General features: G+C 32.4%; 13 protein-coding genes. 10 read left to right on the forward strand and 3 right to left on the reverse strand.

From position 1 onward, the window contains the following. Window positions 1-208: 208 nt before the first annotated feature. The 4 genes from CN946_RS08665 (at window position 209) to CN946_RS08680 (ending at window position 5,250) form a co-directional block, all read left to right on the forward strand. Window positions 209-1,696, forward strand: coding sequence for a spore germination protein (locus tag CN946_RS08665; protein WP_098860776.1), 1,488 nt, complete (start codon window positions 209-211; stop codon window positions 1,694-1,696). A 17-nt stretch (window positions 1,697-1,713) separates the two neighbouring features. Then, entirely contained in the window at window positions 1,714-2,799 is a 1,086-nt protein-coding gene (locus tag CN946_RS08670) for a GerAB/ArcD/ProY family transporter (protein WP_098860777.1), read from the forward strand. Continuing rightward, window positions 2,796-3,878 carry a Ger(x)C family spore germination protein gene (locus CN946_RS08675; protein ID WP_098860778.1) on the forward strand — a complete coding sequence of 361 codons (1,083 nt, stop codon included), beginning with the start codon at window positions 2,796-2,798 and terminating at the stop codon, window positions 3,876-3,878. The genes CN946_RS08670 and CN946_RS08675 overlap by 4 nt, the downstream gene beginning before the upstream one ends. Before the next feature lie 256 nt (window positions 3,879-4,134). Next, window positions 4,135-5,250 (forward strand): GGDEF domain-containing protein, encoded by a 1,116-nt coding sequence (locus CN946_RS08680; RefSeq protein WP_098860779.1) that lies wholly within the window; start codon window positions 4,135-4,137, stop codon window positions 5,248-5,250. A gap of 350 nt (window positions 5,251-5,600) precedes the next feature. Here the strand turns inward: CN946_RS08680 and CN946_RS23670 are convergent, their stop codons facing one another. Continuing rightward, window positions 5,601-5,831, reverse strand: coding sequence for a hypothetical protein (locus CN946_RS23670; RefSeq protein WP_218012649.1), 231 nt, complete (start codon window positions 5,829-5,831; stop codon window positions 5,601-5,603). 98 nt (window positions 5,832-5,929) lie between these two features. On the opposite strand from CN946_RS23670, the gene CN946_RS08690 reads away from it, so the two are divergent. The 3 genes from CN946_RS08690 (at window position 5,930) to CN946_RS08700 (ending at window position 8,437) form a co-directional block, all read left to right on the forward strand. Next, a complete protein-coding gene (locus CN946_RS08690; protein ID WP_098860780.1) occupies window positions 5,930-6,511 on the forward strand; it encodes a vWA domain-containing protein in 582 nt (193 codons plus the stop codon). A 139-nt stretch (window positions 6,512-6,650) separates the two neighbouring features. After that, window positions 6,651-7,085 (forward strand): DUF6526 family protein, encoded by a 435-nt coding sequence (locus CN946_RS08695; RefSeq protein WP_098860781.1) that lies wholly within the window; start codon window positions 6,651-6,653, stop codon window positions 7,083-7,085. Window positions 7,086-7,462: 377 nt separating this feature from the next. After that, on the forward strand, window positions 7,463-8,437 hold the full coding sequence (locus CN946_RS08700) for an LCP family protein (protein WP_098860782.1): 975 nt from the start codon (window positions 7,463-7,465) through the stop codon (window positions 8,435-8,437). A gap of 522 nt (window positions 8,438-8,959) precedes the next feature. Here the strand turns inward: CN946_RS08700 and CN946_RS08705 are convergent. Further along, window positions 8,960-9,310, reverse strand: a complete 351-nt coding sequence (locus tag CN946_RS08705; RefSeq protein ID WP_098860783.1) for a hypothetical protein — start codon at window positions 9,308-9,310, stop codon at window positions 8,960-8,962. Between the two features lie 446 nt (window positions 9,311-9,756). Between CN946_RS08705 and CN946_RS08710 the strand changes: the two genes are divergently transcribed. Further along, window positions 9,757-10,743, forward strand: coding sequence for a LysM peptidoglycan-binding and 3D domain-containing protein (locus tag CN946_RS08710; RefSeq protein WP_098860784.1), 987 nt, complete (start codon window positions 9,757-9,759; stop codon window positions 10,741-10,743). 58 nt (window positions 10,744-10,801) lie between these two features. Here CN946_RS08710 and CN946_RS08715 read toward each other — a convergent pair whose 3' ends face one another. After that, window positions 10,802-12,250, reverse strand: coding sequence for a L,D-transpeptidase family protein (locus CN946_RS08715; RefSeq protein ID WP_098860785.1), 1,449 nt, complete (start codon window positions 12,248-12,250; stop codon window positions 10,802-10,804). Between the two features lie 473 nt (window positions 12,251-12,723). On the opposite strand from CN946_RS08715, the gene CN946_RS08720 reads away from it, so the two are divergent. After that, complete coding sequence (locus CN946_RS08720; protein WP_098860786.1) at window positions 12,724-13,722, forward strand: NAD(P)H-dependent flavin oxidoreductase; 999 nt, start codon at window positions 12,724-12,726, stop codon at window positions 13,720-13,722. Window positions 13,723-13,987: 265 nt separating this feature from the next. After that, window positions 13,988-16,915 carry a formate dehydrogenase subunit alpha gene (gene fdhF, locus CN946_RS08725; RefSeq protein ID WP_141546888.1) on the forward strand — a complete coding sequence of 976 codons (2,928 nt, stop codon included), beginning with the start codon at window positions 13,988-13,990 and terminating at the stop codon, window positions 16,913-16,915. The last annotated feature ends 10 nt before the right edge of the window (window positions 16,916-16,925 follow it).

Here is a 16,925-nt window from a genome sequence, read left to right on the forward strand (position 1 = left end):
AAAAATCCAATTGATAAGCTATAGAAAAAAATAATTGAATTTTTGATAAAGGAATATAGGTGATTTTAATATTTATAGGTTGATTATTATCTGAATTTAAATATCAACTTTTTATTGATTAATTAAACGATGTATTTTTCTTCCATTTATTAGAATAATTTCCATCTCCAATTCAAATGATAAAATAAAATCAAAATAGGGGAATGGTATGAGAACTTATAAAGATGGTATGAAAAAAGATTCCTCAAAAGAAAATTGGATTGATGAATTATCGAAATCAAATGATTTTATTAAATTTAAAACTTCAAGTGATCTTCAGAATGATAGTTACTATAGTATTTATTTTTACCGAACATTAATTAGGTCTGAGATCATGCATGATCAAATACTTCCATATTTGACAAAGAATTATACTCTTGAAGATTTGATGTCTCAACTTCCAGTTCAACAACTTACGATTACTTCTGATAGTTCTAAAATCAAAAGTAAATTGCTAAAAGGTTATACGGCAATTCAGTATGGTGAGAATATAACTGATTGTTTACTTGTTAATATATCGAATAATGTTTCCAGAACGATTGGTCCTCCTTTAATGGAAGCTACTACTTTAGGTCCGCAAGTTGGATTTGTAGAAGATTTAGATGTAAACATCAATTTAATTCGAAATAAATTACCAATTTCTGATCTTCATGTGGAGGAATTGATAGTTGGAAAGTTATCAAAAACGAGTGTTGCTGTTATCTATATAAGTGGAATTGCTGATGATGAAAATATTAATACAGTTACTCAGAGGATAAAAGATATCCAATATGATCATATTCCGGATAGTTCATTTATTTCGTCTATGATTGGTGATAACACGCATTCTATTTTCCCACAATCGATTCCAACTGAAAGACTTGATCGCACAGTCGGAGGTTTAACTGAAGGGAAAATCGCCATTGTTGTTGACGGTTCCCCAAATGTTCTTCTGACTCCTGCTTTAATAGATGAGACTTTTATCGCGATGGAAGACTATTATGTCAATTGGGAACTTGCTACATTTTTCCGTTTACTAAGAATATTCGGTTTTGCACTTGCGATATTTATAACGCCTTTTTATGTTGCAGTTCTGACCTATCATTATGAGCTAATTCCACCTCGCTTACTTGAATCATTAGTCATATCTAGAGCATCTGTACCATTTCCTCCAATTTTTGAGGTGCTATTTTTAGAAATTACGATCGAGTTAGTAAAGGAAGCCGGACTTCGATTACCATCAAAAATTGGACAAACCCTTGGTATTGTTGGTGGTATTGTAATTGGGCAAGCTGTTGTAGAAGCTAAGCTTACGAGTAATATTCTATTAATCTTAGTTGGACTTGGTACACTTGCATCCTACACATCTGCAATCTATAAATTTAACAATACGATTCGATTTATAAAGTTTCCGGTAATCATAATGGCTCAGCTAATTGGGCTTTTAGGGATATTTATGGGCTTTATCTATTTAATGACGCACTTGCTCCGATTAACCTCTTTAGGAAGACCCTATATTGGAACATATCCGTTTAGGAAAACGTCATTTAATGATTTGTGGATCAGATTACCATTTGCAAAGCAGGAAAAAAGACCTACGAATTTAAGACCAGCTACACTTTTTCGATCAACAAATGATATAAAACGTCCAGGTCCACCGAGTGATTTTGATGAATAAAAAGGGGAGATTTATTAATGGCATCGTATAGAAGACAACAAGTTTCACCGTATCTCCTATTTTTTATTATTACAAGCTCTCAAATAGGCGTAGGTGTTTTAGGGTTTCAACGACTCATCGCACAAGATGCTGGTTATGATGCATGGATTAGTGTAATTATTGCTGGGTTTATTGTTAATGCAGTTGTATGGTTTATGTATAAAATGTTAACAAAGGCACAAGGAGATATTATTGATGCGCATAAGCAATTTTTTGGTAATATTATCGGATCAATCTTAAGTTTAGTTATTCTAATCTATTATCTAATTTTAGCAATATCTGTTTTAAGATTATATATTGAAATCGTTCAAGTTTGGATGTTTCCGTCTATATCAACGTGGCTATTATCGAGTATCATTTTATTATTATGCTACTATATTGTATCAGGTGGGTTTCGTGTAGTAGTTGGGATTGCATTTCTATCTGGAATCTTTACGGCATTGCTTTGGGCTTTGCTATTTCATTTGCCACATAAATATATTCATATGGATAATATTTTACCTATTCTTGATCATTCGTTTAAAGATTTGTTATTGTCAGCAAAAAAATCAATCTATACAATGGCGGGGTTTGAAATATTACTAATGGTTTTTCCATTTATTCGTAATGGAAATTCTTCTCAAAAGTATGCTCAATGGGGAATCTTTTTTTCAACTTTAGTCTTCACATTATCGGCTTTTACAACTTTTTTACTATTAAGTGAAAAACAAATTGAACATGTAATCTGGGCGAGACTCTATATAGCTAAATTAATTCATTTTCCATTTTTAGAAAGATTTGAATATATACTAATTTCCAGTTTTTTAATAAAGGTTATTTCAATTTTAGCTCTTTTATTATGGAGCTCAAGCAGAGGATTAAAATTAATTTTTAAATGGAAGCAAAAGTATACATTAATATTGATTAGTGTAATTAGTTTTATCGTTTGTCAATTACTTGAAACTCGATATCAAATTAATGCATTTGCAGATTATACAAGTAGAATTTCTCTTTACATTTTTTATGTTTATATACCACTTTTTTCAATCCTATTTATGATAATGAAGTCTTGGAAAGCAAAATGAAAAAATATCTTCTATTTTTTATTATTTGTATTGCATTATCTTTAAATGGCTGTGCACTTGTACCGTCTGCGAATGTTAATGAACTAAATATTATTGAAGCAGCTGGTTTCGACCTTCCAAAACCAGAACAACTAAAAGGGACTGTTGTTTTCCCTGTGTTTCGACCATCTGGACAGATCGAATTTAAAGTGTCTTCTGCAAGTGGAGAAACAATAAAAAAAGTAAGGGAAAGATTAGATAGTCAAATGAGGTATCGGTTAATGTCAGGTCAGATGCGTGTTGTTACATTCAGTCTAGACTTAGCCAAAAAAGGTTTTTTCCCAATTGTTGATACGTTTAATCGGGACCCGGCCGTTGGGAATATCATACAATTAGCGATTGTTGATGGTAAATCAAGTGATTTACTTTCATTACCACAGTATAAAAATGAAAACATAGCTTTATATCTTTACGATATGCTTGTACACAATTCAGAGGCTGGACCTTTTCCCTATACCGATTTTTCAACGTTTGTCTATCAATATTTTGAAGTAGGGCAGGATCCGTATTTACCTGTGTTAAAAATAGTGGATGAAAAGATTAAATTAAATGGCATTGCAACTTTCAAAAGAGATAAACTTATAACAATTATTCCTTGGAAATATGCTTTCATTTTTAAAGGGTTGAAAGAAAATTATAAACAAGGATTACATCAATTCAAAATTGATGGAGACTATGTAGCAATTGATAATATAAAATCTAAAAGTAAATATGACATCAAAATCAAAAAAGGACAACCAGAGTTTACAATTCATATGAAAATGAATGCCAGAATTCAAGAATATACTGGTGATAAACCAATAGTACTTCCTAAACATATTAAAGAAATAAGTAAAGCAATTGAAAGGGATATTGAAAAAAATGCAAAGGAGCTTATTTCACTCCTTCAAAAAAATAATGTTGATCCAATTGGTTTCGGCTCAAAATTAGAAGCACATTACAGGGACTTTAATGGGAAAAAATGGAGGAAACAGTATTCGAGTGCAAAAATTAAAGTTAAGGTTAATTTAGATATACTTCATACAGGAATTGTTGAATAGATCATGTTTCGAATGAATAGAAGAACTATTAAAACATAAATGGAACTAAAAAGGGACGTCTTAAGGTCATTGTTTGACAGATAGACGTCTTTTTTAATTAAGAACATTGTATAAAAATTGTATACAAACAAATAGATAAGTATGTTAATATAATATTACGGAGAAGTTAAGTATAAGATAATTTAAAACATAGATTAGTTTCTTTAATATATTAAAAATAATTGTATTTATTTTAAGGTAATTCCTGGAGGGGATTATGCTTTTTAAAAATATTTTAATAACCCATACAATCATCATTAGTTTTTTTTATCTAACCTCTTCCATCTTATGGGGAGAAGCAAAACAAAGGTTTGCAGGGAAATCGAAATCTCAAGAATTTTTTATCGGGATTCTATTGAGTGTATTAACAATTGTATTAATAAATTTCCCGATTTTCACAGATCATGGAACAAATATTCAAATTAGAGCTCTTGGAATGGAAATTGCAGCAATCTTTTTTGGGAATATTACCTTAGTGACAATGTTTTTCTTCGATATTATTGCTTTTTATTTTATTAAAGGATTTAACTATGTTTACCTAATTGATTCACTTTTGTTATTAATTGTTTTATTTATTGGTTTTTATATGAATTATCAAAAATGGGATGAAAAGAAAAGAATTCTTATTTTGACTCCTATTATCATTTTATTTAGATGTATCGGTTTTTATTTAATCGATAAATGGATGCTAAAACCAATTGGTGAGATTGTATCAGAAAGATTACTTCAAACGATTGGGTTTTGGATTTTAATGTTTGTTCCAGCATTATTATTAAGTTATTTTATAGCCTATCAAACACGTAATACAGAAATAAAATTAAAGAAAATGGAAAATATCGCAAATGTGGATAGTCTAACTGGACTATATAACCGTAGATATTTTGAAAAACAACTTTTAAATGGATGTTCCAAATCCTATGACACTTCTATACCAATGACGTTATTAATGATTGATGTGGACTATTTTAAAAAATATAACGATCTATATGGTCACCCAAAAGGTGATGAATGCTTAAGAAAAGTAGCAACTAGTTTGCAATTAGAGACGACAAGCGCATCAGGCATTGTTGCACGGTATGGTGGAGAGGAATTCTCAATCTTGTTACCGAAATCAGATCTGAATGATGCAATTAAAATAGCTAATCGATTATGTAAAAATATAAAAAAATTAAAGATTGAACATGAGCAATCAGAGAAAAAATTAGTTACATTAAGTATTGGTGTAGCTTCATTGATTGCTGAAACTGAACAAGATTACTTAAAGCTAGTGAAGCAAGCTGATCTGGCATTATACAAATCGAAGCATAATGGAAGAGATCAAGTGAGTTGCTAAAATATGGAATATGGTTAAAAATGAAAAAACATCTATTAATCACTTCAGAAAAGGTGATTTAAGGTGTTTTTTTATTTATTTTATTAGTGGATTTAAATTAAAATGGTTCAATGCATCGTTGACTAAATCGATATCATAAATGTTTTTCTCTAAGAAAAATTTTATAACTAAATCAGTTAAATCGCTATCTGATAATGTATAGCCAGCAGAACTTAAGAGATCGCTCGTTTCAATTTTATCTAGTTCAAGTGCTAGTGATAAAGCAATTATTGTATTTTTCTTTGGAAGATAATTAGGAATGGAGCGAATTTTTGAAAAATGTTTTCGGTCAATTCCCGTCTTTTTATAGATTATTTATAGATTAGTGGATCACTGAGATTTTTTTTATCAATAAAGTTAAATAAGAGCTCTTTAAATGTTGGTTTCAGTTTGTTTTTAATAAATGCTTCAATCTCTATATTTTCTAAAGGCTCAGCCGCATTTATTTCATTCTGACTAAAATGTATTTCTTCTATTTTTACTTCTTCTAAATGGCATTTTACATATAGTTGTAATTCAATCAAAAATTCTTGGTTAAGCATGTTCAATTCCCCCTTCCAAAATGTCTCTTTTAAGGCGAACTATCTACTAATTAATTCAGTTACTATTATAACATCAAGAATGAAGGGGCTGATTTAGAATGAACAGTAATAAAACAGAAATCATTTTTTTAATCGATAGAAGTGGTTCAATGGCTGGACTTGAAGGTGATACGATTGGTGGTTTTAACGCATTTATGAAAAAACAAAGTAGTTTTGATGGGGAAACGAATGTAACAACAGTGCTTTTTGACGACCAGTACGAAGTCTTATGGAATGGGCTCAATGCACATGAATTAATATTAACGGATAAAGAGTATTTTGTAAGAGGAACTACTGCACTTTTAGATGCAATAGGTAAAACCATCTTAAATGTAGGCAACAGATTGTCTTTATGTAACGAGATGGAAAGACCTGCTAAAGTCATTTTTGTTATTACGACTGATGGGTTAGAGAATGCGAGTGTTGAATTTACGTATAGTAAAGTGAAACATCTTATCCAACACCAACAAGATAAGTATAATTGGGAATTTATATTTATGGGAGCAAATATCGATGTAGCAAAAGAAGCAAGTAGCCTAGGAATTTTAAAAGAAAATGCTTATACTTTTGAATCTTCTAATGAAGGTGTTGAAAATATGTATAGTGTAATAAGCGAAGCGGTGTCAGAAAAAAGGATATAATTTTGATTCAAATCTAGTAAGCCCTTTAGACTTACTAGATTTTTTTATTGTAAATAAAAATTCTTTAATGATAAAAAAGCAGTTAGAATAATAATGTTAGAATAGGGACATAAAACATATTTAGAGGAGAGATGTACATATGAAACCGCAAAGCTTAGATCATCACGTTAGATATCATCCAGTTTTCCACTTTTTTGGGGCACCACTAGCGTTAATCACAATCATTGGTTCAATCGTTAACTTGTGTATCGCAATAAAAAATAACGATCATATTTGGTTAGCAGTATTTATTTTAGTTACTTCGCTTTTATTAGTTGTTTCGTTTTTTCTAACAAGACTTTATTCCAACAAAGTGCAAGACCGTGTCATTCGAATGGAAGAAAATTTTCGTCACTTTACGCTAACTGGTAAACCGTTAAATCCTCAATTAACAATGGGGCAAATCATTGCATTACGATTTTCAAGTGACGAGGAATTTGTAGCGCTAAGTGAAAGAGCTGTAAATGAAGGAATGAGTTCGAAAGAGATTAAACAAAATATTAAAAATTGGCGAGCGGATGAGTATCGCGTTTAATTTTGTGTAGGGGCCTATTATTATAGGTCCTTTTTCTTTTTTAGAGGGGATCTGTTTAATATAAACGTTGATTTTTGAAAGAAAATTAGTCTAAAGTTCGAGTAACAATTCAAGCAAAAAATTTGTTACTAATTAAATATGATAATTTCCCCTAATGCCGCTAACAATAAAGATATAAAATAATCAAGTTTAGATTTAAAACTACGTTGCTAAAATTGTATTTAAATTTATTCTTTTTAGTTTATTCATTAAAAAAATTTAACAAAATCTGTATTGTAGTATAACGACATAAATGTTTAAATTATACTAGTCATTTTTCATCTTAAATATTCTGATTAAAAATTATAGGCTATACAATTATCTCAAAAGGAGCTCAAATGGAAGAGAAGCGTAATAAAATCAAAAAAACAAAAAGAAAGCCTCTTAAAATATTGCTGTTGATTGTTCTAATTCTTATAGCATTTATTGGATATAAGGGAATAAAAACATACTATAAATTACAGAATGCTACCCAGGGTGATGTTCTTCACTCAAGTTTGCGTAAACAAGAAATAAAAGATACTCAACCGTTTTCCATTTTATTTCTTGGAATTGAAAACTACGCAACAAAGGGTAAAGGTGGGAGAACTGATTCCATCATATTAGTAACTGTAAATCCCAAAAATAAAACAATACAAAAAATGAGTATTCCTCGTGATACGTACGTGGAAATTCCAGCTCAAAAAAGAAAAACTAAAATTAATGGTGCATATAACAGTGGTCTTCAATCCACTGTAAATACAGTAGAAAACTTTTTACATGTCCCAATCGACTATTATGTTACTGTAGACTTTGGTGGTTTTAAAAATATTGTCGATGAGATTGGTGGAATTGATGTTGATGTTCCATTTGATTTTTGGCAATATACAGATACTAAACCACGTTATAAGGTTTACTTCAAAAAAGGAAATCAACATCTAAATGGAACAGAAGCTTTAGCCTATGCTCGAATGAGAAAGCGCGATCCACGTGGTGATTTTGGACGTGAGGAACGTCAACAACAAGCTATGCTGGCAATTATCGATAAATTAAAGTCTCCGAAAACATTATTTAAAATAGATAATTATGCTAGTGTATTTAGTAAAAATGTCAAAACAAATATGAGCTTGTCTGAAGGATTATACTTATTCAATGATATGAAAGAAGCTAATCCTAAAGACATCACGACATTAAAATTAGAAGGAAAAGACGATTATATTAACAGAATTTACTATTATATGCCTGATCAAACTAGCGTAAATGCTATAACAAGTAGTTTGAGAAATCATCTTGAACTTGATAAATTACCAGCTAATTCAAGTGAATCAAAATAAGTGCATGTATCATTGATTTAAAAAAAAGAGGTAAATGAGTAAGTATACTCATTTATCTCTTTTCTTTTTTAATTCAACTTAAGCAATACTTTAGTTGAATTAGAACTTATATTTTATTTTCCAGAATCCTCTGGTTTACTTAACACTATTTTTAAAAGTTCAAAGCAAGTAAGATAAGAGGCCATATGCTACTAATCTGCAATTAGTCAAATAAAAAAGACCGCCGAAGCTCAACTAAAGCAGTGAATAAGAATATATTTTAAAATATTCATAGTAACTATTTAAATAGTCGAGTAAGAAAAAATGTAAAACAAATAATTGCAAATAAATAAGAAATATTAACGATAGATCTAAGTCGTTAACAGTGGATTTAGTATAAACGTCCAAATTTTTTCTTCTTTTACTTCCAAAATAAAAAATAAAATATATATAAAAACTCCCATACCTTCAAATATCTTATATAGATATTTCCTCATTAATTTTCCTCACAAAAGTAGTTTTTTAGACTGGGTATATAAATTTTCACTCTACTTTTTGCACTGATTTATTGATCGCTATAACATGAAGTATAAATCTAATAATTAATTGACCTAGAAAATATAAAATAAAATAGAAAATAGGAGAAATATTTCTCTCAAATAGCTTATATGGACCATTTTCTGGTATGAAAATTTTCACTAAAATAATAGATAATAATAGTACTAGTGCATTTACAATGAAAAAGTGACTCATTCTTAATCGAACTAATAATAACCCCATAATAAGCGTTGCAAATAATAAGAAATAAGATGTATATGGTACTCTGTTCAAGTCAAACCATGTGGTAAGAAAAGGAATCGGTAATAAATAAATTAAATAAAAAGCTTTTTTCACTAAATCACCCCTTTCTAGAACTTAATAATAAGCGCTTTAATTACTTTCATAATAGTAACATATTTTATTATTCCTAATTGAACAAAACTGCCCTTAACTTTAATAAAAAAATCAACAATCTACTCAAAAGAGCCTTTATAGAAAAAAACGGATTGTTGAAATTGTTTATCTATTGTAATTTATGTAATTTTCACCGTCAGATTTTGAAATACTCATTAACGAATAAAAAAAAGGGCTAAATACCGAGTAATACCGGCAATTTACTTTGAAAAGAGCTTAAGAAAAAGCCCGTTTTATTGCTGTATTCTCAGTAATTTTAGTTAAACACCTGTAATAAACATCCGATGAAAGGAAATGATTTATCATCTCCCTGTTACTTTTTTTAGAAAAATCTATGTTACGATTAGTGAAAATTAGCAAACAAAGGAACATGGAGGGTAAAAGAAATGATTAACAAAGTTAAAGTTACAACCATTTTAGCAGCTGCTGCACTCTCAGTATCTGTAAGTGCTAATGTGCAGGCTGCTACTATTAATGTAAAAAAAGGGGATACCTTGTGGGATCTATCACGTGCAAATAATGCTACCGTTGAAAATACTAAAATGTTAAACGGGATTACTTCAGACTTAATTCATCCTGGTGATAAACTTATCATTGCACCAGAAAAACATTATCAAGTTAAAAAAGGTGATACGTTATGGGATATTGCACAAAATCATGGTGTAACAGTATCGCAAGTTCAAGAATGGAACAATATACATACTGATCTAATTCAACCTGGATTAAACCTAGTAATTTTTGAAGGCGTAAAAAATATAGCTCAATCAAAAATGATAAATACAAATCTTGCAACAAATTCTAAAACTACTTCAACAGTGAAGTCAGTTCAAGAATCTCCAAAGACTGCATCGGCATCAAGAGAAGATGTTCCTAAAACAAAGGAAATTGTACCAGCAACAAAGGAAAGTGCATCAACAACTAAAGAGAGTACACCAACAACAAAAGAAAGTACATCAACAATAAAAGAGAGTGTACCAGCAGCAAAAGAGAGTGCATCAACAACAAAGGCAAGTGTACCAACAACAAAAGAAAGTGCACCAACACCAAAAGAAAATGAATCTAAAACAAATGATTCAGCTGGTTCAAAAGTAATAATAATGGAAGCATCTGCCTATACAGCTTCTTGTAAAGGTTGTACTGGCATTACGGCTACTGGAATCAACTTAAAAGAGAATCCAAATACAAAAGTCATTTCCGTTGATCCAAGTGTAATCCCGCTTGGAAGTAAAGTGAATGTAGAAGGTTATGGTGTAGCAATAGCTGGAGATACTGGCGGTGCGATTAAGGGAAAACGTATTGATGTATTTATCCCAAATAAACAAGATGCGATTAATTTTGGAAGAAAACAAGTGAAAGTAACGATATTAAACTAATCATAAAAAAACACTGAAACGTTTTATAGGGTTTCAGTGTTTTTGATTATGCAATTTTTTAGTAGATGACTACTGGCTCATATGTGCTGAGATTATCAAATACGGTTTTCATTAGAATAGGTGGAGTGTTAACGCAGCCACCCGATCCTGCAGTTAGATAGGCATTGCTTGACCAGTTGCTTCGCCAGCTAGCATCGTGGAATCCTTGTCCGCTGTTTGTGAATGGTGCCCAATAATCGACCTTAACTTCATAAGAACCAAGACCTACATGTGAACCCCTGAGGATCGATGGTGTTCGTTTATAAAGGATATACCAAACTCCTTTTGAAGTATCCTCACCAGTGATGTGTTTACCAGTAACGACATTCGTTGTGATAACCAATTTGCCATTTTTATAAAGCCAAATACGCTGTTCGGCAATCGACACTTCAGCATATGTATCGCCAATCCCATTGTTCGTGGTCGTATTATATCCATAACCTTCATTGTTCCAGCCATTTCCGATAATATGAGTAGGAGTAATCGATTTTTCTCCTGTTTCAAAAGCCTTCTGAACTAGTGTTGATTCTTTATCAACATCTAATGCCCAGCCATAGCCTTCTCCTTTAACTGAAATGACTGATCCTGAATGTGTCTTAAATGTAAAATTTTTATTTAATGTAGAGTGAGAATTATTTACTTCAGCAATCTTGTTTTTAAGATTACTAGAGTCGATCGTAACTTTCATATCTTTTGACACAGAAGCATTTTGAATGTATTCACTCGCATTTAAAGAATAAACTTTATCCTGAACTTTATACTGAACTGTACGCCCTAGTAGTTCCTGAAGTTTTTTCTTTTCATTTTTCACAATTTGATTATCTTCTTTGATTGGCTGTATGTATACAGGGTTTAGACGGATTATACTAGTATATTCTTGTCCCTTATAGTCTTTTAATAGATGATCAACATCATACCGTTCACCGCTAATGCTTTTTGAGACAATAATTTTACCTTGTTTCAATTGAACAGTCGCATCTTTTGGAGCTTTTAAGCTCTTATTAAGAGTGAGAAGCTTATTTTCAATTTGTTTTTTCATTGTGTGAATTTGTTTTTCATCTCGTTTACTCGGCATTAAAGAATAATTTTTTTCTTTTGAAGTAGGAAAAAACGTGCGCTGGTTTTTTACAATTTTTTTAATAGCAGGCAGATCACTTTCCGTAAAATTCATTTTTGTATCTTTTCCATCCAATATTTTCTGGTCGCCTACATAAACGATGTTTTTAAGTTTGCTTGTTTTTAATTTTTTTAGTGCTTCGTCAGCATTCAGTCCACCTAAATTTATGCCGTTTACTTTGATTTGAGCATTAAAATGATTAGCCCGATAGCTGAACACAATGATGAGTGTAATAATAATAATGACACCAACCAAAATGAAATGCCAAGGCAAAGACCGTTTAAATGATCTTCTTTGTTGAATATTAGTTCCTTTTACATTTAAAGTGCTTTCCAAAACAATTCCTCCCATAACCAATTAGTCCATCTATCAATGTTTACTGAAATTCAGATTAGAATATTACAATTATATTACATTATTTACTTATATGTGACTATTCTACAATTTTCTTCGGTCGAACTCTGTCACAATTTGTTTAGTTGTAGGAATTTTTTCCTTTTTTTATTTTTAGCAGGCTTAGTGAAAGGATAGGACTAAAAAGTATAAATTAATTATATAATGCCTCACTCTAATTCTAATAATATTTTTCTATCTACTATTGAAGTATAAGATTGTTAAATTTATGAATCTATTAGTGTATTGAGTTTATAAGTTCCTTTTTTTACTATTCACTATATTATATTTGTATATCAAGTTTAGTATCCTTGCTATTGCGTATAGCCTTGAAAAAGCATTTTTGAAAGAGATAGAGTTGAAAAGAATAGTTTACTAATGTATCATTATTAATAATCAGAATATTCCGTAAAGAAAAGAGGGACATGTAAATGAGTAAACAAATTCCTGAAAAATGGTGGAGTCAACTGAGGGTGCCAGCAATTTCTGCACCGATGTTTTTAGTTTCTGGACCTGAGCTAGTAGAGGCAGCATGTTTAAATGGTGTAATTGGGTCATTTCCAGCACCGAATGCTCGCCCGATTGAGGTACTTGATCAATGGATGGGGCAATTAAATGATCATCTTGCTTTGGCGCGCGCAAATGAGCCGGAGCGTAAAATTGCACCATGGGCAATGAATATGGTCGTTCATAGCTCTTATAGTAGATTACAAGAAGAGCTTGAGCTATTGAAAAAACATAAACCTGAGCTTGTTATTACTTCATTAGGCTCTCCAAAAGTAGTAGTTGATCTTGTACATAGTTATGGTGGACTAGTATTCTCAGACGTTAGTGATATGAAATTTGCTAAAAAAGCAGCTGAGGCTGGTGTAGATGGACTAATTTTAGTTGCGTCAGGTGCTGGTGGTCATGCTGGAAATTTAAATGGATTTGCGTTCGTTGATAGTGTTCGTACGTTCTGGGACGGCATTATTGTGTTAGCAGGTGGGATTTCAACTGGTAAAAGTATATTAGCTGCACAAGCTGCGGGCGCAGATTTAGCTTATATGGGAACACGCTTCATTGTTGCGAAGGAAAGCTTAGCAAATGATGAATATCGACAAATGCTAGTTGATGCAACACAAGATGATATTGTCCTAACTGATGCATTCTCTGGTGTGAAAGCGAATATGTTAATTCCTAGCATAGTGAAGGCTGGTCTTGATCCTGAAACATTGAAAAAGAAAGATAAAGTCGATTTCGATGGAATGAAAAATGAATCGAATGCAAAGGCTTGGAAAGAAATATGGTCTGCTGGTCATGGCGTTGGGGCAATTACAAAAATCAGTTCAATTGCCGACATTATAAATGAACTGGAAGAAGAGTATAGTGAGGCAGTTAATAAACTAAATCAAAATGCTAAGAAATTAAAATCAGCAGTAAGTAAATAAATAATATTGTAAGCGTTTTACTTTCGTATCGTGAATCTATTGTTTAATTATCATTTTAAGATTATAATTAATCTATTGAGATGGAATCATAGTATGGGATGTTATGACTCTATCAATTTAGTAAACAAAAAAATGGATTGGTATGTTAGTACGATTTGCTAATAAACTATTCCACCATGAAAACATAAAACCTATTAATCGGGTATGTGTATTCATGGTGGATTTTTTTATGTTAAAAAGGGGAGAAAAAACCGTGAAAAATAACATGGTTACAATTACGATTGACGGGAAAGAAGTAATCGCAAAGCAAGGTTCTACAATCTTACAAATCATCAATCAAAATGAAATTAGTCATCCGCAAATTTGTTATGTTCCTGAGGTCGATCCAATTCAAACTTGTGATACTTGTATTGTTGAAATTAATGGTGAGCTAAAGCGCTCATGTTCAACTGTAGCAATGAGCGGAATGAATATTCAATTGACTTCACCAAGAGCGAAGGAAGCTCAAACTGAAGCAATGGATCGTTTATTAGAAAATCATTTATTATATTGCACAGTTTGTGATAATAATAATGGGAATTGTAAGCTACATAATACGGTTGAAGAAATGGGTATTGAACATCAAAAGTATCCTTATCAGCCAAAGGTTGCTTCTTGTGAAGTAGACTTGACACATCCTTTTTATCGATATGATCCAAATCAATGTATTGCATGTGGACAGTGTGTAGAAGTATGTCAGAATCTTCAAGTAAATGAGACATTATCAATTGATTGGGAAGCTGAGCGTCCACGTGTCATTTGGGACAAGGGTGTTTCGATTAATGATTCTTCATGTGTAAGTTGCGGACAATGTGTAACAATTTGTCCATGTAATGCATTAATGGAAAAATCAATGCTAGGTGAAGCTGGATTTATGACTGGATTAAACGACGAGTTACTTGATCCGATGATCGATTTAGTAAAAAAAGTAGAGCCAGGATATAGTGGTATTTTTGCCGTTTCAGAGGTTGAAGCAGCAATGCGAGAAACACGTACGAAAAAGACAAAAACAGTTTGTACTTTCTGTGGTGTTGGCTGTACATTCGAGGTTTGGACGAAGGATCGAAAAATCTTAAAAGTTCAACCAAGCTCTGATGCACCAGTCAATGCAATTTCGACTTGTGTAAAAGGTAAATTTGGTTGGGATTTTGTAAATTCCGAAGAACGAATAACAAAGCCTTTAATTCGAAAAAATGGCGTATTTGTTGAAGCGAGCTGGAATGAAGCCCTTGATTTAGTTGCAAGTAAACTTGGTTCCATTAAACAAGAATATGGAAAAGGTTCTGTAGGATTTATTTCATCTTCGAAAATTACGAATGAAGAAAACTATTTAATTCAAAAGTTAGCACGACAAGTATTTGAAACAAATAATGTTGATAATTGCTCACGTTACTGTCAATCACCAGCAACAGATGGATTATTCCGCACAGTTGGTATGGGTGGAGATGCAGGAACGATAAAGGATATCGCAAAGGCTGGACTAGTTATAATCGTCGGTGCGAATCCAGCAGAGGGTCATCCTGTACTTGCGACAAGAGTTAAGCGAGCACATAAATTACATGGACAAAAACTGATTGTTGCCGATCTTCGTAAAAATGAAATGGCAGAGCGCTCTGACATTTTTATTAGACCAAAGCAAGGTACAGACCAAGTATGGTTGATGGCTGTAACGAAATATATCATTGATCAAGGCTGGCATGACTTAAAATTCATCTATGAGAATGTTCATTTCTTTGAAGACTTTAAAGTTGTACTTGAGAAATACACCCTTGAATATGCCGAAAGTGTAACTGGGATTTCAAAGGAAACGTTAATTCAAATAGCCGAAATGATTCATGAAGCTGATGGAACTTGTATTTTATGGGGCATGGGCGTTACGCAAAACACTGGTGGCTCTGATACATCTGCTGCTATTTCGAACTTATTACTTGCAACAGGAAACTACAGACGACCTGGTGCTGGCGCTTATCCGCTTCGTGGTCACAATAATGTACAAGGTGCTTGTGATATGGGTACTCTTCCTGGCTGGCTTCCTGGTTACCAACATGTTACGGATGACGCGGCTCGCATGAAGTTTGAAAAAGCGTGGGGCGTTGAAATTGGAGGAAAACCTGGTTTAGATAATATCCAAATGCTTCAATCAATCGAAAAAGGCGAAATGAAAGCTATGTACTTAGTTGGTGAAGATATGGCGCTTGTCGATTGTAATGCAAACCACGTACATGAAGTTTTATCAGATTTGGATTTCTTTGTCGTACAAGATCTCTTCTTCTCAAAAACAGCGCAATATGCAGATGTTATTTTACCTGCTGGGCCATCACTTGAAAAAGAAGGAACATTTACTAATACTGAGCGTCGAGTACAAAGATTATATCAAGCATTACCAACTCTTGGTGAATCGAAGGCTGACTGGTGGATTGTCCAAGAAATTGCAAACCGATTAGGTGCGAATTGGAACTATCAGCATCCAGGTGAGATCTTCGCTGAAATGGCAAAGTTAGCGCCACTATTCTCTCAAGCTAGCTACGAAGTGATGGAAGGCTGGGATAGTTTCCTTTGGGGAAGCTTAGACGGAGCAAGTACGCCACTTCTTTATGAGGATGGTTTTAATTTCCCAGATAAAAAGGCAAGATTTGCTTTAGCTGATTGGATGGAACCTGTTGAGTTTGCAGAAGAGTTTGACCTATTAATAAATAATGGGCGTATGCTTGAGCATTTCCACGAAGGGAATATGACGAATAAATCATATGGTATTCAATTAAAAGTACCTGAGATTTTTGTAGAGGTTTCACCAGAGCTTGCGAATGAACGTGGCATTAAAGATGGCTCATTAGTTCGATTAGTATCTCCGTATGGAGCGCTGAAATTACCAGCACTAGTAACGGACCGAGTACAAAAAAATGAGTTGTTCTTACCGATGAATTCAACAAATAAAGAATCTGCAATCAATTTCTTAACAGGTCCAGCTAAAGATCACCGTACAAATACACCAGCTTATAAACAAACGAAGGTACGGATGGAAGTATTACGTGTAGAGGGTGAAAGTCCGTTGCCAAAGTCGAACCCCCGTAATAAAAAGCGCAACCCTCAAAATGGAGTTGAGGTTCAGCGTAAATGGGAACGAAAAGGATACGTCCACTTAACGACAAAATAAAGGGGAATAA

It is taken from the genome of Bacillus sp. AFS053548 (assembly GCF_002575105.1).
Classification (GTDB): domain Bacteria; phylum Bacillota; class Bacilli; order Bacillales; family Bacillaceae_G; genus Gottfriedia.